At 47.6% G+C, this 21251-nt stretch carries 23 protein-coding genes; 18 read left to right on the forward strand and 5 right to left on the reverse strand.

The features are described from left to right. Nucleotides 1-238 precede the first annotated feature (238 nt). Together LQ247_RS04420 and LQ247_RS04425 are read left to right on the forward strand one after the other, a co-directional pair. Nucleotides 239-1645, forward strand: a complete 1407-nt coding sequence (locus LQ247_RS04420) for a YfcC family protein (RefSeq protein WP_026580077.1) — start codon at nt 239-241, stop codon at nt 1643-1645. Between the two features lie 180 nt (nt 1646-1825). Next, entirely contained in the window at nt 1826-3022 is a 1197-nt protein-coding gene (locus tag LQ247_RS04425) for an MFS transporter (RefSeq protein ID WP_020452856.1), read from the forward strand. Nucleotides 3023-3122: 100 nt separating this feature from the next. Here the strand turns inward: LQ247_RS04425 and LQ247_RS04430 are convergent, their stop codons facing one another. Next, nucleotides 3123-4721 carry a PucR family transcriptional regulator gene (locus LQ247_RS04430; RefSeq protein ID WP_231005613.1) on the reverse strand — a complete coding sequence of 533 codons (1599 nt, stop codon included), beginning with the start codon at nt 4719-4721 and terminating at the stop codon, nt 3123-3125. 164 nt (nt 4722-4885) lie between these two features. Here LQ247_RS04430 and LQ247_RS04435 point away from each other — a divergent pair, with 164 nt between their 5' ends. Continuing rightward, nucleotides 4886-6112, forward strand: a complete 1227-nt coding sequence (locus tag LQ247_RS04435; RefSeq protein ID WP_231005615.1) for a pyridoxal-phosphate-dependent aminotransferase family protein — start codon at nt 4886-4888, stop codon at nt 6110-6112. Nucleotides 6113-6121: 9 nt separating this feature from the next. Further along, on the forward strand, nt 6122-6259 hold the full coding sequence (locus LQ247_RS04440) for a hypothetical protein (protein ID WP_158700706.1): 138 nt from the start codon (nt 6122-6124) through the stop codon (nt 6257-6259). Nucleotides 6260-6469: 210 nt separating this feature from the next. Here LQ247_RS04440 and LQ247_RS04445 read toward each other — a convergent pair whose 3' ends face one another. Next, nucleotides 6470-7054 (reverse strand): TetR/AcrR family transcriptional regulator, encoded by a 585-nt coding sequence (locus tag LQ247_RS04445; protein WP_020452853.1) that lies wholly within the window; start codon nt 7052-7054, stop codon nt 6470-6472. Between the two features lie 88 nt (nt 7055-7142). Here LQ247_RS04445 and LQ247_RS04450 point away from each other — a divergent pair, with 88 nt between their 5' ends. The 8 genes from LQ247_RS04450 to LQ247_RS04485 all read left to right on the forward strand — a co-directional run bounded on the left by LQ247_RS04450 (nt 7143) and on the right by LQ247_RS04485 (nt 13924). Next, on the forward strand, nt 7143-7676 hold the full coding sequence (locus tag LQ247_RS04450; RefSeq protein ID WP_231005616.1) for a hypothetical protein: 534 nt from the start codon (nt 7143-7145) through the stop codon (nt 7674-7676). A gap of 130 nt (nt 7677-7806) precedes the next feature. After that, a complete protein-coding gene (locus tag LQ247_RS04455) occupies nt 7807-8658 on the forward strand; it encodes a DUF72 domain-containing protein (RefSeq protein ID WP_020452851.1) in 852 nt (283 codons plus the stop codon). Between the two features lie 17 nt (nt 8659-8675). Next, nucleotides 8676-9497: a sulfite exporter TauE/SafE family protein gene (locus LQ247_RS04460; protein WP_025809806.1), complete on the forward strand. Its 822-nt coding sequence runs from the start codon at nt 8676-8678 to the stop codon at nt 9495-9497. Nucleotides 9498-9516: 19 nt separating this feature from the next. Further along, nucleotides 9517-10872: a bifunctional metallophosphatase/5'-nucleotidase gene (locus LQ247_RS04465; protein WP_231005617.1), complete on the forward strand. Its 1356-nt coding sequence runs from the start codon at nt 9517-9519 to the stop codon at nt 10870-10872. A 79-nt stretch (nt 10873-10951) separates the two neighbouring features. After that, on the forward strand, nt 10952-11257 hold the full coding sequence (locus LQ247_RS04470) for a YunC family protein (RefSeq protein WP_003184991.1): 306 nt from the start codon (nt 10952-10954) through the stop codon (nt 11255-11257). A 67-nt stretch (nt 11258-11324) separates the two neighbouring features. After that, a complete protein-coding gene (yunB, locus tag LQ247_RS04475) occupies nt 11325-12101 on the forward strand; it encodes a sporulation protein YunB (RefSeq protein WP_023856193.1) in 777 nt (258 codons plus the stop codon). Between the two features lie 183 nt (nt 12102-12284). Continuing rightward, nucleotides 12285-13814, forward strand: a complete 1530-nt coding sequence (locus tag LQ247_RS04480) for a sodium-dependent transporter (RefSeq protein ID WP_231005618.1) — start codon at nt 12285-12287, stop codon at nt 13812-13814. Continuing rightward, a complete protein-coding gene (locus tag LQ247_RS04485; RefSeq protein WP_075213876.1) occupies nt 13811-13924 on the forward strand; it encodes a methionine/alanine import family NSS transporter small subunit in 114 nt (37 codons plus the stop codon). Before LQ247_RS04480 ends, LQ247_RS04485 begins: the two co-directional genes overlap by 4 nt. Before the next feature lie 46 nt (nt 13925-13970). Here the strand turns inward: LQ247_RS04485 and LQ247_RS04490 are convergent, their stop codons facing one another. Next, entirely contained in the window at nt 13971-14951 is a 981-nt protein-coding gene (locus tag LQ247_RS04490) for a M23 family metallopeptidase (protein ID WP_023856191.1), read from the reverse strand. Between the two features lie 237 nt (nt 14952-15188). Between LQ247_RS04490 and lipA the strand changes: the two genes are divergently transcribed. Continuing rightward, nucleotides 15189-16100 (forward strand): lipoyl synthase, encoded by a 912-nt coding sequence (gene lipA / locus LQ247_RS04495; RefSeq protein ID WP_256163556.1) that lies wholly within the window; start codon nt 15189-15191, stop codon nt 16098-16100. A gap of 53 nt (nt 16101-16153) precedes the next feature. Here lipA and LQ247_RS04500 read toward each other — a convergent pair whose 3' ends face one another. Next, nucleotides 16154-16771 carry a YhcN/YlaJ family sporulation lipoprotein gene (locus tag LQ247_RS04500; protein WP_020452845.1) on the reverse strand — a complete coding sequence of 206 codons (618 nt, stop codon included), beginning with the start codon at nt 16769-16771 and terminating at the stop codon, nt 16154-16156. A gap of 103 nt (nt 16772-16874) precedes the next feature. Here LQ247_RS04500 and LQ247_RS04505 point away from each other — a divergent pair, with 103 nt between their 5' ends. The 3 genes from LQ247_RS04505 to LQ247_RS04515 are packed head-to-tail and all read left to right on the forward strand — an operon-like array spanning nt 16875 to nt 18409. Next, entirely contained in the window at nt 16875-17150 is a 276-nt protein-coding gene (locus LQ247_RS04505; RefSeq protein ID WP_003184977.1) for a YutD family protein, read from the forward strand. A 27-nt stretch (nt 17151-17177) separates the two neighbouring features. Next, complete coding sequence (locus LQ247_RS04510; protein WP_023856189.1) at nt 17178-17618, forward strand: DUF86 domain-containing protein; 441 nt, start codon at nt 17178-17180, stop codon at nt 17616-17618. Nucleotides 17619-17638: 20 nt separating this feature from the next. After that, nucleotides 17639-18409, forward strand: coding sequence for a TIGR01457 family HAD-type hydrolase (locus LQ247_RS04515; protein ID WP_231005619.1), 771 nt, complete (start codon nt 17639-17641; stop codon nt 18407-18409). A 47-nt stretch (nt 18410-18456) separates the two neighbouring features. On the opposite strand, the gene LQ247_RS04520 is transcribed toward LQ247_RS04515, so the two are convergent. Next, complete coding sequence (locus LQ247_RS04520) at nt 18457-18957, reverse strand: phosphatidylglycerophosphatase A family protein (protein WP_020452842.1); 501 nt, start codon at nt 18955-18957, stop codon at nt 18457-18459. A gap of 144 nt (nt 18958-19101) precedes the next feature. Between LQ247_RS04520 and yutH the strand changes: the two genes are divergently transcribed. Together yutH and LQ247_RS04530 are read left to right on the forward strand one after the other, a co-directional pair. Further along, a complete protein-coding gene (gene yutH, locus LQ247_RS04525; protein ID WP_231005620.1) occupies nt 19102-20112 on the forward strand; it encodes a spore coat putative kinase YutH in 1011 nt (336 codons plus the stop codon). Between the two features lie 91 nt (nt 20113-20203). Beyond that, nucleotides 20204-21166, forward strand: a complete 963-nt coding sequence (locus LQ247_RS04530) for a 2-hydroxyacid dehydrogenase (RefSeq protein ID WP_231005621.1) — start codon at nt 20204-20206, stop codon at nt 21164-21166. Nucleotides 21167-21251 lie beyond the last annotated feature (85 nt).

Below are 21251 nucleotides of genomic sequence, written 5' to 3' on the forward strand. Positions count from 1 at the left end.
AACTCTCTCCTTTACATGCTGATCTTTCTTATGACTTTACATGAAAATGCAGAAAAGGAACAGTCGAGATTGTCGGCTTAATGCTTGATAGAAAATATGACGATTTTCTGGATTGGCCGTGTAGATTTAGGTATTTTAACTGAAAACATGCTGAAATTTAGAGGGTTTTTCAATGCGATTAATGCTGTAATCATTTAATATGTTAAAAAAGTTAACATGGAAAAGGGGATGATCGAAAATGGGAATGCCGGCTTACAAAACAGAAGACGTGAACAAGAATGAAAAACGCAAAAAGGAATTTCCGCATATTTATGTCATTCTGGCTGTCATGATTGGTCTAATGGCGCTTATGACATATGTGATTCCGGCGGGCGAATATGAACGGGTGGAGAGTCCGGACGGCAGGGAAATGATTGATCCGGCGTCCTACAAACGGATCGAACAGACGCCGGTTGATATCTTGGGGTTGCTTACGGCTGTTCCGAAAGGGATGACAGAAGCGGCTCCGATTATCGTGTTTACATTTGTGATTGGCGGCGCTTTTGCCGTTCTGCGGAAAGCGTCTGTCATTGAGCTCGGTGTCCGTCTGCTGGCGGATCAGTTCAGGAACAAACCGGTTTTCGTTACACCTGTCTTAATATTCGTTTTTTCCGGCATTTCCTGTTTTATCGGGACGCCTGAGCTTTCCATCGTTTACGTCCCTGTCATTCTTCCTCTGCTGCTGTCTTTCGGATATGACCGGATGACAGCAGCAGCAATTGCGTTGTGCGGGACGATCGCCGGCTTTACGAGCGCTTTGACAAACCCTTTTACCGTAGGAACCTCACAAATGATTTCCGGTCTCCCGCTTTATTCAGGGATGGGGTACAGGGCGGTCATCTTTGTTGTCATTACGGCGATTGCCGCTGTATATGTGCTCAAATATGCGGAAAAGGTCAGGGCGCATCCTGAAAAAAGCCTGACGGGGAAAGAAGCAGTAGAAGCGGTGCCTGCTTTTAAAGCAGGCAGACGGGTGAAATGGGCCGGTATCGCGGCGCTTGGGTTGTTTGCCGGCTTGATTGGCTGTGTCATTTATTTCAGGTGGGATATGCTGACAATGGCGGGCTATTTCCTCGCGCTCGGCATCATTCCTGCTTACATTGCCGGCATGAGCTCGAGAGACATTGCCGAGTCCTTTAATGAGGGCTTTAAAGAAGTGCTCGTCGGGGCGATGATTTGCGGCATTGCAAGAGCTGCTGCGGTCGTTATGGCCGACGGACAGATCATGGATACGATTGTTTACGGCTTGTCTCATGCGGTCTCACAGCTTCCTTCTTATTTAACCGTTACGGCGATGCTTTTCACACAGATGCTGTTTAACTTTTTTGTTCCAAGCGGAAGCGGACAGGCTTTAATAATGATGCCGATTATGGCGCCTTTGGCTGATATTGTCGGAATTACGCGGCAGACGGCAATTCTGGCTTTCCAATTCGGCGACGGTTTTTCAAACATCGTCTTTCCGACATCGGGTTACTTTATGGCGACGCTTGCGATCAGCCGGATTGCCTGGAACAAGTGGCTGCGATTCATCCTTCCGCTGTTTTGCCTCTGGATGGGAGCGGCCGTGCTTTTCCTGCTGTTTGCTAACGCTGTCGGCTGGTCGTAAATGGATAAAAAGGCGGGGGAATCCTCCGCTTTTTTATTTTCCCATCATTCCTTCAGAAGAAAAAATATGCAAAAATATGAAAAAACTAGACTTTGAACCTATCTGTGGATATACTAATTTAGTAATTGATCGAATTTAAGATTGTCCGGTATTATCGGGCTTTAAGGAAGGTATCCGCGGATGAAAAAAATGGCCAGATTGTATATTCTCATGCTGAACGTGTTCATCGTTATGCTTGGTATAGGCTTGATTATTCCACTCATGCCTACGTTTATAGAAGAATTCGGCGCGTCAGGCAGCACGCTCGGGTTGCTGATTGCGGCTTCGGGTATTACCCAGCTGCTGTTTTCGCCCGTTGCCGGGGAAATGACCGATAAATACGGAAGACGGAAAATGATCATTTTAGGCATCGGTGCGTTTGCGGTTTCCCAGTTGCTTTTCGCCTTGGCGAGCCAGATGTGGCTGCTGTTTGTTTCCCGCCTTCTCGGCGGAGCGGGAGCGGCGTTTTTGGTGCCGGCCATGTTTGCCTACATCGCCGACATCACATCGGAAAAGGATCGAAGCAAAGGGATGGGGCTGATCAGCGCCGCGATGTCTCTCGGCTTTGTCATCGGTCCGGGAGCCGGCGGATATTTGGCTGCGTACGGGCTCACTTTTCCGTTTTACGTGTCAGCCGGATTAGCCGGCTTGGCGACGGTTTTATCGCTTTTTGTCCTCCCGGAAACGCTCAGTCAAGAAAAGATGCTTGAAAAGCGCCGCTCCGCTCAAAAGCGCGAACCGCTTCCTAAGCAAATGGCGCGCGCGCTGCGATCGCCGTATGCTTTTCTGTTTGTCCTCGTGTTCATCCTGAACTTCGGGATCATGAATTTTGAGGCGGTATTCAGCCTTTATGTCGATCATAAGCACGGCTTTACACCGGGAGACATTGCCTTTGTCATTACAGCGGCAAGCTTGATCGGCGTGTTCGTCCAGGCGGTGGCCCTCGGGATGCTGACGAACCGCTTCGGCGAAAAAAAGCTGATGAACATGACGCTGATCGGTTCAGCCGCAGCGCTTGCCGTCTGCTCGATTGCCGGTTCGTACTGGCTCGTTTTCGGTGCAACAATTGTTTTCTTCATGCTGACGTCCATCCTCCGTCCGGCGATTAATACGCTGATTTCAAAAATGGCCGGTGATGAACAGGGCTTTGCCGCAGGCATGAACAATGCGTTTATGAGCCTTGCCAACATTGTCGGACCGACGGTGGCCGGTCTGTTATTCGATGTGAACGTGGAAATTCCATATATTTTTGGTGCGGTCGTTCTCGTGCTCAGCTTTTTGGCGGCAGTCAGCTGGGGGCGGAAGCAGCAGACGCGCGCAATTCCCGAAAAAGTATAAGGGAGCCGGCACATATGCCGGCTTTTTTCTATGGTGAATGTCTAATCATCAGCAATGCCGGTATGGCTTAACTTTCTCCGGTTGCTGCTGTTGGAGTTTCTCACAATCCAAGCAGCATTTGAATTCTGAGCGCCAGTCTCAAGCGCAGGGTTGTGTCCGCATCTTTCAGGCTTTTCCCGAGCAATTCTTCGCATTTTTCAAGCCTGTAGATGACTGTGTTTCTGTGGACATACAGGCGCTTGGCCGTTTCAGAAATCTGACAGTGCGTTTCCAGATAGACGGACAATGTTTCCAGGAGCCCCTGGTCATCCTTCGGCAGGCTGGCAAGCTGATGCAGCGCATGCGTGTAAAATGTCTTCAAATCATCAGCCGGAATCATGCGCAAAAGCTCAGAGACGTCTTTCATATGATACGTCTGGATGAACTCGGTGCTGCCGGACAAATGGCCGGAGTGGAGCGCGTCGACGGCTTCTTTGCAAATGTGCGGAACGTCGCTCAGCTGATGGCTGAGGTTGCTGATTCCGAAAGAGATTGTCCGCTGAAAGTGCTCCGCTGCATGACGCTGAAACGTCTTTAAAAATCCGCCGACGTCTGCATTCAGTTCAGCCCAGCTGTCCGTCGCTTCGGCCAGCAGGAAGCAGACGTTTCCCTTTGTGAAAAGGTGCGGAGGGAACGGAAAGTCAACCAGCTCTTCTTCCAGGCGTTCGAACACGGAATCTGATTCAAGCTGATTTTCCGTGAAGCTGAGCGATTTTTCGCGCCGGTCCAATTTGCCCGCAATGCACACATATTTTTGATCCCACTTGAGCTGAAATTCTTTGGCCCGGTTTTTAATTTCTTCAGCAGAGGAAAAGGCGCCGTCCAAAAAATTGCTGAAAAACTCGTTCCGTGCTCTTCGCAAATATTGTTTGAGCGCATTTTCCTTCAGCAGCTCAAAGGCGATGACATTGGCGGCTTGTTCGAGGGTTAACAGCAAGCCTTTGTCTGAAGGGGAAATCATCCCGCAGACAACGAGGAAGCCGCATTTTTTTTCATGAGTATAGATCGGAAATACCGAATAGGTTTGTTTGTCGGGAAGCGTTGAAAAACAGGTGAGCCCCGTCCTGTTTCCTTTTTGAAATATTCCTTCATAATGCGACAGCGTCCCGGCGGCATCCGCTTTTGAGGAGGCGATCGGCTTGAGATGCTGATTGAAAAGAAGAACGGGAAGCTTCAAAACAGCAGAGACGTTATGCAAGAGCGATTGAATGCTTTTTCCGCTCATAATATGGGTTGTGAACTTTTTTTGGGCGGTGATGGCCTGTTCGAGTTCTGCCGTCCGTTTGTCCAAAATATGGCTCAGTGTATGATTGACAATATCACCGAGGCGGACATCTTTATTTAGCTCGATGATCGGAAATGACCGCTCGTCGGCAAGCTTGATCACCTCGTCGGGTATTTTCTGCAAAAAGCGCGTTTTGATGCCGAGTCCGGCGCAGCCCCGCCTGATCATCCTTTCAATCAATTCCTTCAATAAAAAAGGCCGGTCCTTTAAATGGTATGCGGTCGTGACGAGGAGCTCGCCGTGATGCAGATAATCGGCAATATCTGGCGCATCCATCATATTGATGTGTTCGATGTTCCGGGTCCCTCCCGTTTTTCCGGCGGCAAGCGTTGCGCCTTTAAACACGGGGAGTTTCATCATGTCATAGATATTCATTGATCTGTACAGACCTCCTTTGTCATTTTAGTCATTATCAACAAAAAATGAGCGGATTTGTGACATTTATGCCGATGTTTATTTTTCATGTTACCAGTAAACTTGTATTTATATAGAGAGTTGTAAAGAAATATAACAAGAAAAAAGAAAGGAAGTTTCTTCACATGACAATTGGCGAAATGAATATTCCGAAACGGACAATTATGACTCCCGGTCCTGTCGAGGTTCATCCGAGAGTGCTGAGGGCGCTTTCCTCACCTGTACTGGGACAATTCGATCCTGCATTTACAGACATGATGAATGACGTCATGGCGATGCTCCGGCAGATTTTCCGAACGACAAATAAATGGGCATTTCCGATAGACGGGACATCGCGGGCCGGGCTTGAAGCCGTCCTTGCCAGTCTCATCAAACCGGGGGACCGGGTGCTCATTCCCATTTTCGGACGGTTCGGCTATCTGCTGGCCGAAATTTGCGAACGGTACCGGGCTGATGTTTATACAATGGAATGCCCGTGGGGAGACGTTTTTGAACCGAAAGATATCATCTCCGAAATCAAACGGACGAAACCGGAGATCGTCGCGGTTGTGCACGGCGAGACGTCAACGGGATGCATTCAGCCGCTTGAAGAAATCGGCCGGGCCTGCCGGGAGCTTGATGTGCTTTGTGTAGTCGATGCGGTCGCTACGATCGGCGGCACGGATGTCAATACGGATGAATGGTGCCTTGACGCGGTCGTCGGAGGTACGCAAAAGTGTTTATCCGTTCCTTCCGGGATGGCGCCGATCACATTTAACAGCCGGGTTGAAAAGCGCATCAATGAAAGGAAAAAGGTAGAACGTGGCATTGCCACAAGAGAAGATATCGAGCTTGAAACAGGACGCTTGCCGATTTCCAGCAATTATTTTGACCTCGGCATGCTGATGGATTATTGGAGCCCGAGGCGCCTCAATCATCATACAGAAGCGACTTCGATGCTGTACGGTTTGCGTGAAGGAGCGCGGGTCGTTCTTGAGAAGGGGCTCCGCGAGCGGTTCTCAAGACACCGGCTGCATGAAGCAGCGCTAATCAAGGGCATCAAAGCGATGGGTCTCGAATTGTTTACGGAAGGCCGGAAAAAGCTGCCGACCGTCACTTGTGTGAAAGTGCCTGATCGGGTTGACGCGGACCTTGTCAGGAAGATGATGCTTGACGACTTCGGCGTCGAAATCGCCAGCTCTTTCGGACCGCTGGCGGGAAAGATATGGAGAATCGGGACAATGGGGTACAGCTGCCGAAAAGAAAATGTTCTTTTTACATTGGCTGCTCTCGAAGCGGTTCTCATTCGCACAGGTGCTTCAGTATCGCCGGGAAATGCGCTTCAGGCGGCTCTGGATTTCTATCATGAGTAGGCTAATCTCATGAAAACGTTTGACTTGCTTTTGAAAGGCGCTTCTGTCGTGTGCCCGGAAGGCGTAAGGAAAACCGATATCGGCGTCAAAGACGGGATGATTGCTGTGCTGGGCGTGCTTGACGGCAGTGCGTCAATACATTTTTAAGGCAGACGAAAGAGAAGCAAAAGCGGTTCACTGAAGCGCAAAAAGCAGCCTGTGATCAGGCTGTTTTTTGTGGGATGACCAGAAAAAAACAATTTTGCGACATCCGTGAGAATCTAAAACAAGAGAATTAATCAAAAAAAGCAGGCTGAGAGGCCTGCTTTTCCGTTGTTTTGTGTAAGTCTCTTTTGGTGCAATCCGATCGATCTGTGTCTATTCCAACGATCTTAAATAACCGGCCAATACAGAATCGATCATTTCAGCCGTCAGCCTTTCAGGGGCCATGATCAAATGAAGCGCCAGCCCGTCGACAAGGGCGTACAGGTGCTCGGTTTCCTTTAGAACATCGATCCCCGGTTTGGCGCCGGTATTCACCAGCATTTCAACAGCCGATTTACAGGCTGAATAAATGCCTTCATTCATCTCCTTTCTTAACGGTTTGAGCTCCGGATCGCTGAGCGATTTGGCCGTAAATGCATACCATGCCTCCATTTCCAGTTTTCGCTCCTCATCAAGAGGCATAAGCTGAAAAAGAAGCTGTTTGACGTTCTCAGCCGGTGTACCGTTAAATGTCATGCTCTCAATCCGCGTTTTGACCCGGTTTGCCACAAGCCTCATTGAATAAATGAAAAGCTCAGACTGTTGGGGAAAATAATGGCGCATCGATCCGGCCGAAAGCCCGGCTTCCTTAGCGACATTTCTGACGGTGCAATGTTCAAGTCCATCTCTGTGAATCACATTCCACACCGCTTCGGCAATTTTTTCTTTTTGTTTTTCGTGATCAACTATTTTTGGCATACACACATTATAACACGGGTGTATTATTTAATACATATGTGTTATAATTTTTTAGTACAAATGTGTTAAAAAGAGAGGCGGATAAAAGGTGATTGGTTTATTGATTATAGCTTGTGAGATCGGTTTTTGGATTTTTATTCTGCTTGGCCTTATGTTTCGCTATATGGCAGGCTGGAAAAAGGCTGGTTTGATCATGTTTGCATGCACACCGGTTTTGGATTTGCTGCTTTTGGCTGCAACGGCGCTTGATCTGTACAATGGGGCGCAAGCGGATGTTTTGCACGGCCTCGCCGCCGTTTATATCGGCGTCAGCATCGCGTTCGGAAGCCGCATGATCAAATGGGCGGATGAAAGGTTCGCCTATCGCTTTGCCGGCGGTCCGAAGCCTGACAAAGGCCCGCAGTACGGCAAGGAACACGCCAAAAAAGAGCGCAAAGGCTGGTTGCGGCATTTTATCGCATGGCTGATCGGGGCGGCGCTGCTGGCCGGGATGCATCTGTTCATCGGCGACCCGGAAAGAACGGAACCGTTAATCCGCATCGCTTCTTTATGGTCGATCATCCTTGCCATCGATTTTCTGTACAGTTTCAGCTTTACCCTTTTTCCGAAGAAAGCCCGTTAAAAGAAGCCGGACATCCGGCTTCTTTTTCATGTTCAAGTATTCCGCCGCTGAAAAAGGAAATGCTACAAGCAGACCTGGATCAAGTTTTCGAAAAAAACCTGTGATAAACTAAAGGAAGAGGTGAACTGCATTGATTTATATTGGATTAACAGGATGGGGGGATCATGACAGCCTGTATCCGCCCAAGACAAGCAGTCAAAACAAGCTGATCCACTATTCGGCGCATTTTCCGATCGTCGAGCTTGATGCGAGCTTTTACGCGATTCAGCCCGAGCGGAACAATGAAAAATGGGTGAAGGAGACGCCGGAAACCTTTCAGTTTATCATTAAGGCATATCAGGGAATGACGGGGCATCAGCGCGGGGAAATCCCCTTTGAAACGAAAGACGACATGTTTGCTGCTTTTAAGCTTTCGTTAACGCCATACATAAAAGCGGGCAAGCTGGCGATGGTCCTCTTTCAGTTTCCGCCATGGTTTGATTGCAAAAAAGAAAACGTCAATTACTTAAGATGGGTAAAAGAGAAAATGGGAGATATACCGTGTGCGCTTGAATTCAGGCATCGGTCATGGTTTATGCCCCAGTTTTACGACAAAACGCTCGCTTTTATGGAGGAACAGCAATGGATTCACAGCATTTGCGATGAACCCCAGGCGGGCGAAGGCAGCATACCGACGGTTCTTCATGCGACTGACAGCAGGAAAACGCTCGTCCGTTTTCACGGCCGCAACAAGGAAGGCTGGTTAAGGCCGTCTTCCGGGCAAAATTGGCGTGAGGTCAGATATTTATATTTATATAATGAACAAGAATTAAAAGACTGGAAGAAAAACCTTGAGCTGCTTGAACAGCAGTCGAAAAACGTTTACGTGCTGTTTAATAACAATTCAGGCGGTGATGCGGCTCAAAACGGGAAGCAAATGAAGGAGCTGCTCGATATTGAATACAAAGGGCTTACGCCAAGGCAGCTCGATTTATTCAGCTAGAAAAGAGGACTTATTTTATGGAATATCTTATTTTGCTCATACTCGGATTTATCGCGGGAACCATCGGCAGTCTTGTCGGGCTCGGCGGAGGGATCGTCATCGTTCCCTCGCTCCTTTTTCTGGCGGGGCTGCCGACGCTCTTTGACCATGTGACACCGCAAATGGCGGTCGGCACATCGCTGGTTGTCATCATATTTACAGGGCTTTCTTCAACGATTGCGTATATGAAGTATAAAACCGTAGATTATAAAAGCGGTCTTATTTTTTTCATCGGCTCGGGGCCGGGCAGCATCGCAGGTGCCCATGTATCGACATATTTCAGCTCAGACTCGTTTTCTCTATGGTTCGGGATTTTTATGATTCTCATTTCCCTTTCCTTAATGATAAAGAAAAGGGTGAAACCTGCCGAGAAAAAGCATACGGGCGTTATCAGAACGTTCACAGGGGATGAAGGACAGGAATATACGTATTCATATCATCCTTTAGCCGGAATCGCGATCGCCTTTGTCGTCGGCTTCCTCGGCGGGCTTTTCGGCATCGGGGGCGGCTCGCTGATGGTGCCGGCGATGATTCTTCTGTTTTTATTTCCGACAAGGGTCGCCGTTGCGACATCGATGTTTATTATTTTCCTTTCATCTGTCGCCGGCTCTGCCGGCCATGTCATCGCGGGCCATGTCAACTGGCTTTATGCGCTCGCATTGATCCCGGGCGCCTGGTTTGGCGGACAGCTCGGCGCCTACATTAATAAAAAGATGCAAACAAAGACGATCGTATTGATCATGAGGTTCGTATTGATCATCATCGGAATCAGATTAATCTATCAAGGCGTGTTTAGTTAAACGTTAGGGAGAGATTTGCATGACGGAAAAGCTCCATATTTACCATACGAACGATTTGCACAGCCATTTTGAAAACTGGCCGAAAATCGTCGATTATATTCAGACACAAAGACAAAAACATGAAGAGCAGGGAGAAGAAGTGCTTTTGTTCGACCTCGGCGATCATGTCGACAGATTCCATCCGATATCTGAGGCCACCTTCGGAAAAGCGAATGTGGAGCTGTTGAACCGTCTGCAGTATGATGCTGCAACAATCGGAAATAATGAAGGAATTACACTGCCGCATCAGGAGCTGAATACACTTTATGACAACGCACAGTTTCCTGTCGTTGTTTCCAATTTGTTTGACGAAAAAGGGAAGAGGCCCGGCTGGGCAGCACCGTATGTGCTCAAAAAGGTGAAGAGCGGCGCAACTCTTGCCATTCTCGGTGTGACAGTCCCGTATTATCCGATCTACCGGCAGCTTGGCTGGACAGTTGCAGACGCATTTGAAAGCATCGGCGAGATGCTCAGTGAAATCAAAGAAAAAGCCGATACTGTCATTCTTCTTTCACACCTCGGCATTTTGGATGATCAGCGCGTCGCGGAGGCTTTTCCCGAAATCGACCTGATTCTCGGTTCCCACACCCATCACCTGCTTGAAGAAGGGATGATGAAAGACGGCGTTATGCTGGCCTGCGCTGAAAAATACGGGAACTATGTCGGTCATGTTGAACTGACGTATAACGGAACGCTTGAGAACATCACAGCAACCGTTATGAAGACGGCAGAATGGAACGAAGAATCAGAGGAGACGATTCGTTTTCTGAAGGAAAAAGAGAAAGAAGCCGGACATCTGCTTGAAGAAGAAATTGCGACATTGGACAACACCCTTGAAACCGCCTGGTTCCGCAGAAGCGCCCTTCCGCAAATGCTGGCAGACGCCTTAAAGGAATGGTGTGAGGCGGAAATCGGAATGGTCAACTCAGGCATTGTACTGGAGTCTCTATCACAAGGCCCGGTGACGAAAGCGGATGTTCACCGCATCTGTCCGCATCCGATTAATCCGGTCAAACTGAAGCTGACGGGACGTGAGCTGAAAGAGGTCATCTTCCATGCATCATCGGAAGAAACCGAGAAACTGCGAATTAAAGGGCTCGGTTTTCGCGGCGAAGTGATGGGGAAAATGCTCTATGCCGGCCTTGACCCGGAAAAGCTCTCTGTCAACGGAGCGGACATTGAAGATGATGCGTTCTACACGATCGCCACGATTGATATGTTTACACTCGGAACGCTGTTTCCGGCGATCCGCGATGCGGAAGATATCGAGTACTTTATGCCTGAATTCCTGCGCGATCTGCTCGCCTGGAAGCTTAAAAAAGCAAACCGGTTCTAATACAGATGCTTTAAGATTCGGGGTAAACCGGAACATGTCTCCCGCTTTATCATACATTAATGGTAAAGGAGGGATCGCGATGGTAAATTTAACTCCGATTATGATAGAAGATCAGCCGTTTACGGCTGTAACGGTCAAACTGCCGAAAACGAACTTTATGGCGGTAACCAATGACCATGGATATATTATGTGCGGAGCGCTTGACGTCGCCCTGCTGAATGATAAATTAAAAGAACGGAAAATCGTCGCCGCCAGAGCCGTCGGCGTGCGGACGATCGATCAGCTTCTCGAAGCGCCGCTCGAATCTGTAACCGATGCGGCCGGAGAGCTCGGCATCCATCCCGGAATGAGCGGAAAAGAAGCCCTTTTAAAAATGGTGAAATAAAGTTGTCTGATTGAATCGTATATCCCCTCTTACAAGCATACACTTGTGATGTAAGGGGGGATTTTGCTTGCGAAGATTTCGCGGCCCTCTGTCAAAAAGAGGACCTTTGCCTTTTCGATATGTCATGCTGCTTTCGTTTGTATTTTTTATTTTTTCAACGGCCATCAGCCTGTTGATCATCAACTCATCCATCAAACCGACGCTTCTGAACATCGCTGAAATGGAAACGAACCGGATTGCGACGCACGTCATCCAGGAAGCCGTCGAGGATTATATGAGCCAAGATGAAAATGTGCAAAATCTAGTAGAAATGAAGACGAATGAAAATGGAAAAGTAACAACAATTGATTTCAACTCTCATGGTCTTCGTGGTATGCATTCGAAAATTACGAAACAACTTCACGAAAAGCTGAAGGAAACAGAAACCGAAGAATTTAATTCTTCTGCGAAAACTCCCGAAGGTAAGAATGATGGTGTAATCTATAATATTCCTCTAGGTCAGGCAACGGGAAACACGCTTCTTGGAAACCTAGGGCCGAAAATACCTGTACGGCTTAATGTTGTGGGGGATGTCTTTACAGATTTTAAACATAGTGTCGAACCATATGGAATTAATAATGCTTTAATAAATGTCGGTGTTCTTGTCGAAGTCAAGGTCCGTGTCGTCATACCGTTTGCGACAAAAACGGCGGTTGTTAAAAATACGATTCCGGCAACGATTCAAGCCGTGCACGGCGAAGTACCCGACTTCTACAGCGGCAACGGCAGCCAGACGGCGCCATCGATTCAAATCCCTTCAAAGGATGAAAAAACAGAACAAAAAAAGGAACAAAATAAGCAATGATTTCCAGGCGTTCTGCACACATCAGGCAGAATGCTTTTTTTTGCGTCCTGGAAACAGAATGTGTCTATTTTCTTAAAAAAATACTTTGACTTAGGCAAAAAGACTGTATATACTATTCAATAATAATAATTATTAGAAAATTCATTGTTTTCAGATGTTTCAATAAGGTAAAGGAGGAAGCTTATGGATAGTCGTCCACAATGGGGAACAAGAGCGGGTTTTATTTTAGCAGCTGTCGGTTCTGCGATCGGTTTGGGGAATATATGGAGGTTCCCGGCTGTAGCTTATGAAAACGGAGGAGGCGCGTTCTTTCTGCCATATTTGTTCGCGCTTTTGACAGCAGGAATCCCTCTTCTCATCATGGAATTTACAATCGGCCATAAATACAGGGGCTCAGCCCCGCTATCCTATGCCCGGATGGGGAAAGGAAAGGAGTGGATCGGCTGGTGGCAGGTCGCCATCTCATTTGTCATCTCGACGTATTATGCCGTGATCGTGGCATGGGCCATTTCTTACACTGTCTTTTCTTTCAATTTAGGCTGGGGTAAAGATACAGAAAATTTTCTAATGACTGAATATTTAAACAGAGTTGATATTGGAGGAGGAGCCATCGGGCAATTCGGAGGCTTCGTGCCGGGCGTCCTGATTCCGCTCGCGATTGTCTGGATTGTTTCCTTAGGCATTTTATTTGCCGGAGTCAAAAAAGGAATCGAAATTGCGAACCGCATTTTCATTCCGCTGCTTGTGGTCTTATTTTTAATCATCGTCATTTATTCGATTACACTTGACGGGGCTGCTCAAGGGCTGAATGCGTTTTTCACGCCTGATTGGAGCCAGATAACAAACGGAAAAGTTTGGGTGGCGGCATACGGCCAAATTTTCTTCAGTCTGTCGATCGCGTTTGCCATCATGATTACGTATTCCAGCTATTTGCCGAAAAAATCCGATGTTACAAACAATGCGTTCATCACCGGCTTCGGGAATTCGTCGTTCGAGCTGCTGGCCGGGATCGGGGTATTCAGTGCGCTGGGCTTTATGGCCGCGCAGCAAGGCGTTCCAGTTAAAGAGGTCGTCTCTTCCGGAATCGGTTTGGCGTTCGTCGTCTTTCCGCAGATCATCAATGAGTTTCCAGCGTTTAATGTGCTTTTCGGGTTTTTATTCTTTGGTTCGCTAGTTTTGGCAGGTCTGTCGTCTCTCATTTCGATCTCTGAAACATATGTTGCCGCGATTCAGGATAAGTTCAACGTTCCGCGGCGGAAAGCCGTCCTGTTCGGCGGAGGGGCTGCTGCATTGTGTTCGCTCGTATTTGCGACAAAAGGCGGACTGTTCTTTCTCGATGCAGCCGATTACTTTATCAACAATTTCGGAGTGGCGCTTGCCGGATTGATCGAAGTCGTTGTGATTGCATGGTTTGCGAAAGAGCTGAAAGCTTTGCAGGCTCACGCCAATTCGGTTTCCGACATTCAGCTCGGCGCCTGGTGGAGAATCTGCCTGAGCGTCGTCACGCCGATTGTTCTGGGGTATATGATGTTTGATAATATCAAGACGAATATCACAACGGCCTACGGTGATCTGCCGGTAGAGTTTCTCCTGAAATGGGGATGGTGCGTCGCTGTTGGAGCGATCGCAGCCGGATTTATCCTTTCACTTTCAAAATGGAAGAACGAATTGAAATATACGCCATTTCAACAGGACAAGGAGGTTTCCTCATGAACGGCGCATCTATAACAATGATGGTTATCGGCATCGTCATTATTTGGGGAGGCTTGGCCGCAAGCATCATCAATGCGGTTGTGAAAAGCAAGAAAAGCCAAGCCGGTTAATCTCTGAAAAGAAGACATCCCTATTCTTCTGAAATAGGGATGTCTTTTATTTTTTCTTTCGAAGCTCTTTCCGTTCCCATGCCCTTAAATGAGGATAAGGGTCAAAAGACCATTCGGTTCTTCCGTTGTCTTTATACATGCCGTAGTGAAGATGGGGCGGGAATTTTCCCGATGTCCCCGGCGGCCCGTATCCCGTTGCTCCGACCGAGCCGATCACTTGGCCGGGTTCGACGATTTCTCCCACTTTCAAGCCTTTTGTGAATCCGTTCAAATGAGCGAAATAATGGTACGTATTGTTGATATCTCTGATTCCGATCCGCCAACCGCCGAAACGGTTCCAGCCTTTCATTTCAACAATACCGTAGCATGTCGACCGGACGGGGAGGCCATAATGGGCGAACAAATCCGTCCCTTCGTGAATCCGCCTGCCCCCGAATCCGCGGGCATCTCCCCATGTGCTTCTATAGCTGTAATCTGATCTTACGGGAAGAGGAAAGGCGTGCTTGCTCAAATCAATGTGGCCGTATTTTTGAAAAAGCCTGATAAAGCCTGATATGATGCCGACCGTCTGATCCCTTTCGTAAAACTCCCACAGGCCGATGCGGATATTTTCTATGTCTCTTCCGTATGTCAACAAGTATTGTCCAAACGTATAAAGGACGTCTTCATCCTGATCCGGTTCCGCCAGTCCGTCTCCGTTTCCGTCCATTCCAATTCCGTCAAAAACCTTGATGCTGAGCGGCGATGTATCTTTCGGGTTGGGGTTTTCAGGTCCGCTCCACACGCTTTGCGGAATATATATCCCGGTGTGCCCTTTTTGCTTCGGCAAGTCCTTGCGGTTTTTGCGGATGTTGATTTCGTATTGGTCGACAGCCGCGAAAACATACCAAGGAATATGGGTTGCAGCTTCTGTTTTATGATAAAGGGCCATTCTCTTTTGCAGATCGGGCTCTTTTTTCTCCTTTGCAAGAGCGCACGGCTGCGATATGAGCAAAAGGAGGATGAGAACGGATAATACAGCTTTCACAGTGTCCTTAGCTCCTTTCAGTTTGAATACGGTTAGTTTGTGACATCTGCGGAAATCGATAATAAGAAAATGTTAGAAATTCCATCTTGACTAATCAAGCTCTTGTTCACAAATCTGTACTATGTTAAAGTGACTAAAGATGAAGATTTAGCAATTTTAATTTAAGCGGTTCCAAAGCAGAGGGACACATCCGGCGCTATGTCACAAATTTCGTATTGAACATGACTACAATCCACAATGGAGATGATGGAATTGGCAAAGAAAGACGAGCACCTAAGAAAGCCCGAATGGCTTAAGATCAAGCTGAACACAAATGAAAACTATACGGGCTTAAAAAAATTAATGCGGGAAAACAACCTCCATACGGTCTGTGAAGAGGCGAAATGCCCGAACATCCACGAATGCTGGGCCGTCAGACGTACCGCAACCTTTATGATTCTCGGATCTGTCTGTACGAGAGCCTGCCGCTTCTGTGCGGTGAAGACGGGGCTGCCGACAGAACTTGACTTGAATGAGCCGGAAAGAGTCGCGGATTCTGTGAGCATCATGAATCTGAAACACGCGGTCATTACAGCCGTTGCCCGTGACGATTTAAAAGACGGAGGAGCAGGGGTATTCGCTGAAACCGTACGCGCCGTCCGGAGAAAAAGCCCGTTTACAACAATCGAAGTTCTCCCGTCTGACATGGGCGGAGACTATCATAATTTGAAAACGCTGATGGATACGCGTCCGGATATTTTAAACCATAATATTGAGACGGTCCGCCGCCTGACGCCGAGAGTCCGTGCGAGAGCTACATACGAAAGATCATTGGAATTTTTGCGCCGCGCCAAAGAGATGCAGCCGGACATCCCGACGAAATCCAGCATCATGATCGGCCTCGGCGAAACAAAAGAAGAAATCATCGAAACAATGGACGACCTTCTTGCGAACAACGTCGACATCATGGCAATCGGCCAGTATTTGCAGCCGTCCAAAAAACATATTAAAGTACAGAAATATTACCATCCTGACGAGTTTGCCGAACTGAAAGAAATCGCCATGGAAAAAGGCTTCAGCCACTGTGAAGCAGGGCCGCTCGTCCGCTCTTCATACCATGCCGATGAACAGGTGAATGAAGCGTCTAAAAAACGCCAGGCACAGGCATAACATTGGATGAAAAAACGCCAGCCGTTTGCGCTGGCGTTTTTCTTATTTTCAGGTCAGGATTCGGTCGCTTTTCCTTTTCCGTCAAGGCCGTTTTCATCTGTACCTGTCGTTGTTTTGCCTTGCGGTGATTTTTGCATTTCCTTAATCGTATCGGCCATCAGCTGATCAACGTTTCTTGAATTGGCTCCAAGCCGGCTGAAGTTGGCGACGGATTGCATCATATCCGGATCATCGGAAATATAGATGTGGTAATACCTCGGAATGACGGATGCCGCCGTCTTTTTAACTTGGTCAGCCGTCTGTTCGCGCTGCCCAGAGTCCGTTTTGTACACGACAAGCGCTTCTTCGTCTGTCACAAGTGCTGAGGCATCTTGAATATTGGGAAGCTGAACCGTTAAACTAGATATAATATGCGCCATTTCTTCCCGATCAATTTGAGGCGCCTGCATTTCTTCCTTGTTTGCGACTGGAGTTGCCTGATGGCGCGCATATCCGAATCTGCCTTTCCGGTTGTCATTTCTGAACTTTTCATGATATTGAGGGTTCTTGTCTGCAACGTGAACGGTATTTCCGTCTTCGTCATATATATTGTGTTCGGTATCATTTAAGGCTGTCTGGCATCCTGCTAAAGGCACCGCCAGCAGCCCTGCTAAAAGAATTTTTTTATTCATTCTGCTTTTCCTCCTCATTTATAGCTTTTCCAACGGGGAGGATTTATTCTTAGCAATTGATGGCGGCACGGGTTTGAATTATCATATAAAAGAGGTGAAAAGAATGATTGTCGTTCAGAACGCTGCATTTGAAGTCGTCAAAGATGTGAAAAACGGTTTTAACGAAGAAGCGTTTAAAGCCAGATACTCCGACATTTTAAATAAATATGACTACATCGTCGGGGATTGGGGATACAGCCAGCTGAGGCTGAAAGGCTTTTTTGACGATCAAAATCAAAAGGCCACATTTGATACGAAGATCAGCACGCTTGATGAATATATTTACGAGTACTGTAATTTCGGATGTGCCTACTTTGTTTTAAAACGTCTGCGAAAATAAGCGATCATAAAAGGGGATGCTCTGATGATGTATTTTGTCGATCGACACAAAATCGAAAACACGCTGAACTTTCTGGAAGAGGAGCTGCGGCTTTATCAAACACAGGAGGAATGGACTTCCGACGTCGAAAAAAAAGCGCTCGAACGAATCGGCCACACGCTGATCGAATGTATATTGGATATAGGGAACGATATGATTGACGGCTTTATTATGAGAGATCCGGGAAGCTATGACGACATTATGGATATACTGACCGATGAAAAGGTTGTCAGCCAAGCGGAAGGCGACAGTCTGAAACATTTGATCGCCTATCGGAAGACATTGGTTCAAGACTACTTGAATGTCAACCATGAAGAATTGGACATGCTGCTCAGCAGGCATGCGGAAACGCTTGAGAAATTTCCGGCGCGGATCCGCGATTATTTAAACCATGAGCTCGGTCCGGTATCCGCATTCAAACCGCACTAAACAAAACTGGAGTGTACAACATGAAAACATACAAAGGATACTTAATTGATCTGGATGGAACAATGTACAAAGGGACGGAAAAAATCGAAGAAGCATGCGAATTCGTAAAGAAGCTGAAAGAACGGAGCATCCCGTATCTGTTCGTCACAAACAACTCGTCGCGCACGCCGAAGCAAGTGGCGGACAAGCTTGTTTCATTTGATATTCCGGCCGAAGAGAGCCAGGTATTCACAACCAGCATGGCAACCGCCAATTTTATCGCCGAACAAAAACCGGATGCTTCCGTATATGTGATCGGTGAGGAAGGCATCCGCCAGGCCATTGAGGAAAAAGGACTGGCATTCGGCGAAGAAGACGCCGACTTCGTCGTCGTCGGTATCGACCGCGGCATTACATACGAAAAGCTAGCCGTCGGTTGCCTTGCCATCCGCAACGGCGCTACATTCATCTCGACTAACGGCGATATCGCTATTCCTACAGAAAGAGGACTATTGCCGGGCAATGGTTCTCTCACGTCAGTATTAACCGTTTCTACGCAGACAGAGCCTATTTTTATCGGCAAGCCGGAGCCGATCATCATGGAGCAGGCGATGAAGGTGCTCGGCACAAATATCAGTGAAACGCTGATGGTCGGTGACAATTATGATACGGATATTATGGCGGGAATGAATTCCGGGATGGACACGCTTCTCGTTCATACGGGCGTGACCAAAAAAGAACACCTTGAAGCCTACCAGGAAAAGCCGACATATGTCATTGATTCTTTAACAGACTGGATGGATCGCATCTAAACCGCAAAAAAACACTTGTCTTTTAAGGACAAGTGTTTTTTAATGGCTTATTCCGCATCTTTTGCTCGATGCGCCAGTCTGCTGGATGCGGCTGCCGCAATCGCTCCGACGATATCATCCAAAAACGTGTGGCATTCGCCTGTTGATTTATCGTTTAAACGTGCGAGCACTCCCGGTTTGATTTTATCGATATATCCATAGTTTGTATAACCGATTGATCCATACAAATTCACAATGGAGAAGGATAAGATTTCATCGACGCCGTACAAGCTTTCATCTGTCTCGATTAAGGTTTGGAGCGGTTCCATGAGCTTTCTTTGCTCACCCAGCATATCCAATTGAATCCCTGTGATCACGGCGTTTTGAACTTCGCGTTTTTTCATGACCCGGTTGACATTCTCTTCACATTCTTCTTTTGTCAAGTTTGGATGATATTTCTTTTGTAGTACGTAGACAAGATCAGCAATATCCGAAATCTTGACGCCCCGTTTCTCAAGCCATTCTTTTGCTGCTGTTTCGATTTGATGCATGCTGTTGTTTTCCGGCATCATTTTCACCCAATCTTTTTTTACTTAGTGTATACAAACAACCTTAAAAATGTAACGATTTTAGAACTCTTTTTCCGAATCGATTCATAATCGAATCCCTTCATGATTACGATGTGTAGAAGGAGAAAAATTTATCAGGAAGTGATGTCCGTGAAGGAGCTGATCAAAGAAAAATTCGGAATCCATATTCGCGATCTTACTTCATACTTGTCTTATCAGGCTTTTCATACCCCGAATTCAATGTTTTTGATCGTCCCGGTATCCCACTTGAGTCAGGATGAGCTTGCGGAATTGTTTAGTATGAGTCAGTATTTGCAAGAACAGCGCGACCCATACGTTTCATCTTTTATATTGACAAAGGATGGGGAGATGACATTTGAGGACAATGGCGCCTCATATGTACTGCTTCAAGCTGCTCCCCGCATGACAAACAGGTCCGTTTCATTTGGGGCGGAGCTGGCTGAATTTCATCAGAAGGGAAGAGGATACCCTTATGAGGTAAAAGAAACCTCGCGGATTGGGCAGTGGAAAGAACTTTGGGGGAAACGGCTCGACCAGCTGGAACAATTCTGGATCCAAAAAACGCAGGCAAGACAGCTGCAGCCTTTTGAAAAACATTTTATCGAATCGTTTCCTTATTATCTCGGTTTAACCGAAAACGCGATTCAATATTTGGCCGATACCGAATTGGATGATCAGCCGCAGGCCGCCGACTCCGGGACGATTTGCCAGCAGCGGCTCACCTGCGAGGCTTTAAGGCGCGAGCCGCTTATTAAAATCCCGATGGAATGGGTGTTTGATCATGCGGCCAGGGATCTTGCGGAATATGCCAGAAGCTTGTTTCACGAAAGGAAAAACTTCAATGACATCGCATTGTTTTTTCAGCAATACGAACAAGCCGCGCCGCTTTCCTCATTTTCTAAACGGCTGGTGTACAGCAGGCTTCTGTTTCCGCTTCACTATTTTGAGACGGTTGAAGGGTATTATATTTCTCCTGAATCAGAGCACCATTATTTTGAAAGCAGACTCGACCATTTATTGTCTCGAGCGCCGGCTTATGAGCAATTTCTGAACGGCTTTCAAGAAATGGCAGGCATGAGAGCCGCAGGATTTATGAGCATGCCGCCTATCAATTGGCTGAAAAGGACACCATAGACGCCGCGGTGTTCTTTTCTTCATGTTAACATTTCCGGATTTTTTCGATATGCTTAGATTGGAAGCTACTCTTAGAAAGGAACGAGGCAGCATGGACAAACCGTTTGTATATGTAACGAGAAAATTACCGGAAGAACAGCTTTCTGCGTTAAAAGAAGAAGCCCGTATTGAGATGTGGGAAAAGGAAGAAGAACCGTGCCCGCGCGCCGTTCTGGTGGAAAAAGCAAAAAAGGCGCACGGACTGTTGACGATGCTTTCCGACACAGTTGATGAGGAGCTTTTAAAAGGTGCGCCGCATTTAAAAGTGGTGGCCAATTTGGCGGTGGGCTATGACAACCTCGATGTGGAGGCTGCGAAAAAGCATGGCGTCATCTGCTGCAACACGCCCGGCGTGCTGACAGAGTCAACGGCAGATTTGACGTTTGCTCTGCTGATGGCATCCGCGCGCAGAATCGTCGAGGCAAGCGACTGGATTAGACAAGGTAACTGGACGGGCTGGGGGCCGCTGCTTTTGGCCGGAGCGGATATCCATCATAAAACGATTGGCATCGTCGGGATGGGGAGCATTGGACAAGCCGTCGCCCGGCGGGCGAAAGGCTTTGGCATGGAGATTTTATATCATAACCGTACCCGCAATCCCGAGGCGGAAGCCGAACTGGGGGCAACTTATCTATCCTTTGGCGAACTGCTCGAACAGGCGGATTTTGTGGTATGCCTGACGCCTCTGACTGAGGAAACGAAGCATCTGTTTAACCGCAGCGCATTCAAAAGGATGAAGCGCTCCGCTATTTTTATCAACGTCTCAAGAGGACAGGTTGTGAATGAAGACGATTTATATGAAGCCCTGATCGAAAAAGATATTGCCGGCGCAGGACTCGACGTCTTTGCGGAAGAACCCGTGCAGCAGGATCACCCGCTCGCCAATCTGCCGCAAGTGACCGCGCTGCCACACATCGGCAGCGCCACTGTCGAAACGAGAGAAGCCATGATGAGGCTTTGTGCGGAAAATATTGCGCTTGTCCTGGGAGGGAAGCCGGCAAAGACCGAGATTTGATGTTTCTTCCGGCCGGCCTGACGGGTCGGAAGATTTTCTCACGAAAATATTTCTGAATATATAGAATCTTATTATATCAATGTAT

It is taken from the genome of Bacillus sp. BS3(2021) (assembly GCF_021043345.1).
In the GTDB taxonomy this organism is placed as follows: Bacteria; Bacillota; Bacilli; order Bacillales; family Bacillaceae; genus Bacillus; species Bacillus paralicheniformis.

Excerpts from the sequence above, each read along its gene's own strand:
- LQ247_RS04485 (WP_075213876.1), top strand. The coding sequence starts at position 13,811 with ATGAACGGCGCATCTATAACAATGATGGTTATCGGCATCGTCATTATT.
- LQ247_RS04510 (WP_023856189.1), top strand. The coding sequence starts at position 17,178 with ATGTATTTTGTCGATCGACACAAAATCGAAAACACGCTGAACTTTCTG.
- LQ247_RS04445 (WP_020452853.1), bottom strand. The coding sequence starts at position 7,054 with ATGCCAAAAATAGTTGATCACGAAAAACAAAAAGAAAAAATTGCCGAA.
- lipA (WP_256163556.1), top strand. The coding sequence starts at position 15,189 with ATGGAGATGATGGAATTGGCAAAGAAAGACGAGCACCTAAGAAAGCCC.
- LQ247_RS04480 (WP_231005618.1), top strand. The coding sequence starts at position 12,285 with ATGGATAGTCGTCCACAATGGGGAACAAGAGCGGGTTTTATTTTAGCA.
- yutH (WP_231005620.1), top strand. The coding sequence starts at position 19,102 with ATGTCCGTGAAGGAGCTGATCAAAGAAAAATTCGGAATCCATATTCGC.
- LQ247_RS04440 (WP_158700706.1), top strand. The coding sequence starts at position 6,122 with ATGAAAACGTTTGACTTGCTTTTGAAAGGCGCTTCTGTCGTGTGCCCG.
- LQ247_RS04500 (WP_020452845.1), bottom strand. The coding sequence starts at position 16,771 with ATGAATAAAAAAATTCTTTTAGCAGGGCTGCTGGCGGTGCCTTTAGCA.
- LQ247_RS04425 (WP_020452856.1), top strand. The coding sequence starts at position 1,826 with ATGAAAAAAATGGCCAGATTGTATATTCTCATGCTGAACGTGTTCATC.
- LQ247_RS04505 (WP_003184977.1), top strand. The coding sequence starts at position 16,875 with ATGATTGTCGTTCAGAACGCTGCATTTGAAGTCGTCAAAGATGTGAAA.
- LQ247_RS04530 (WP_231005621.1), top strand. The coding sequence starts at position 20,204 with ATGGACAAACCGTTTGTATATGTAACGAGAAAATTACCGGAAGAACAG.
- LQ247_RS04515 (WP_231005619.1), top strand. The coding sequence starts at position 17,639 with ATGAAAACATACAAAGGATACTTAATTGATCTGGATGGAACAATGTAC.
- LQ247_RS04465 (WP_231005617.1), top strand. The coding sequence starts at position 9,517 with ATGACGGAAAAGCTCCATATTTACCATACGAACGATTTGCACAGCCAT.
- LQ247_RS04460 (WP_025809806.1), top strand. The coding sequence starts at position 8,676 with ATGGAATATCTTATTTTGCTCATACTCGGATTTATCGCGGGAACCATC.
- LQ247_RS04435 (WP_231005615.1), top strand. The coding sequence starts at position 4,886 with ATGACAATTGGCGAAATGAATATTCCGAAACGGACAATTATGACTCCC.
- LQ247_RS04430 (WP_231005613.1), bottom strand. The coding sequence starts at position 4,721 with ATGAATATCTATGACATGATGAAACTCCCCGTGTTTAAAGGCGCAACG.
- LQ247_RS04420 (WP_026580077.1), top strand. The coding sequence starts at position 239 with ATGGGAATGCCGGCTTACAAAACAGAAGACGTGAACAAGAATGAAAAA.
- LQ247_RS04470 (WP_003184991.1), top strand. The coding sequence starts at position 10,952 with ATGGTAAATTTAACTCCGATTATGATAGAAGATCAGCCGTTTACGGCT.
- LQ247_RS04520 (WP_020452842.1), bottom strand. The coding sequence starts at position 18,957 with ATGCCGGAAAACAACAGCATGCATCAAATCGAAACAGCAGCAAAAGAA.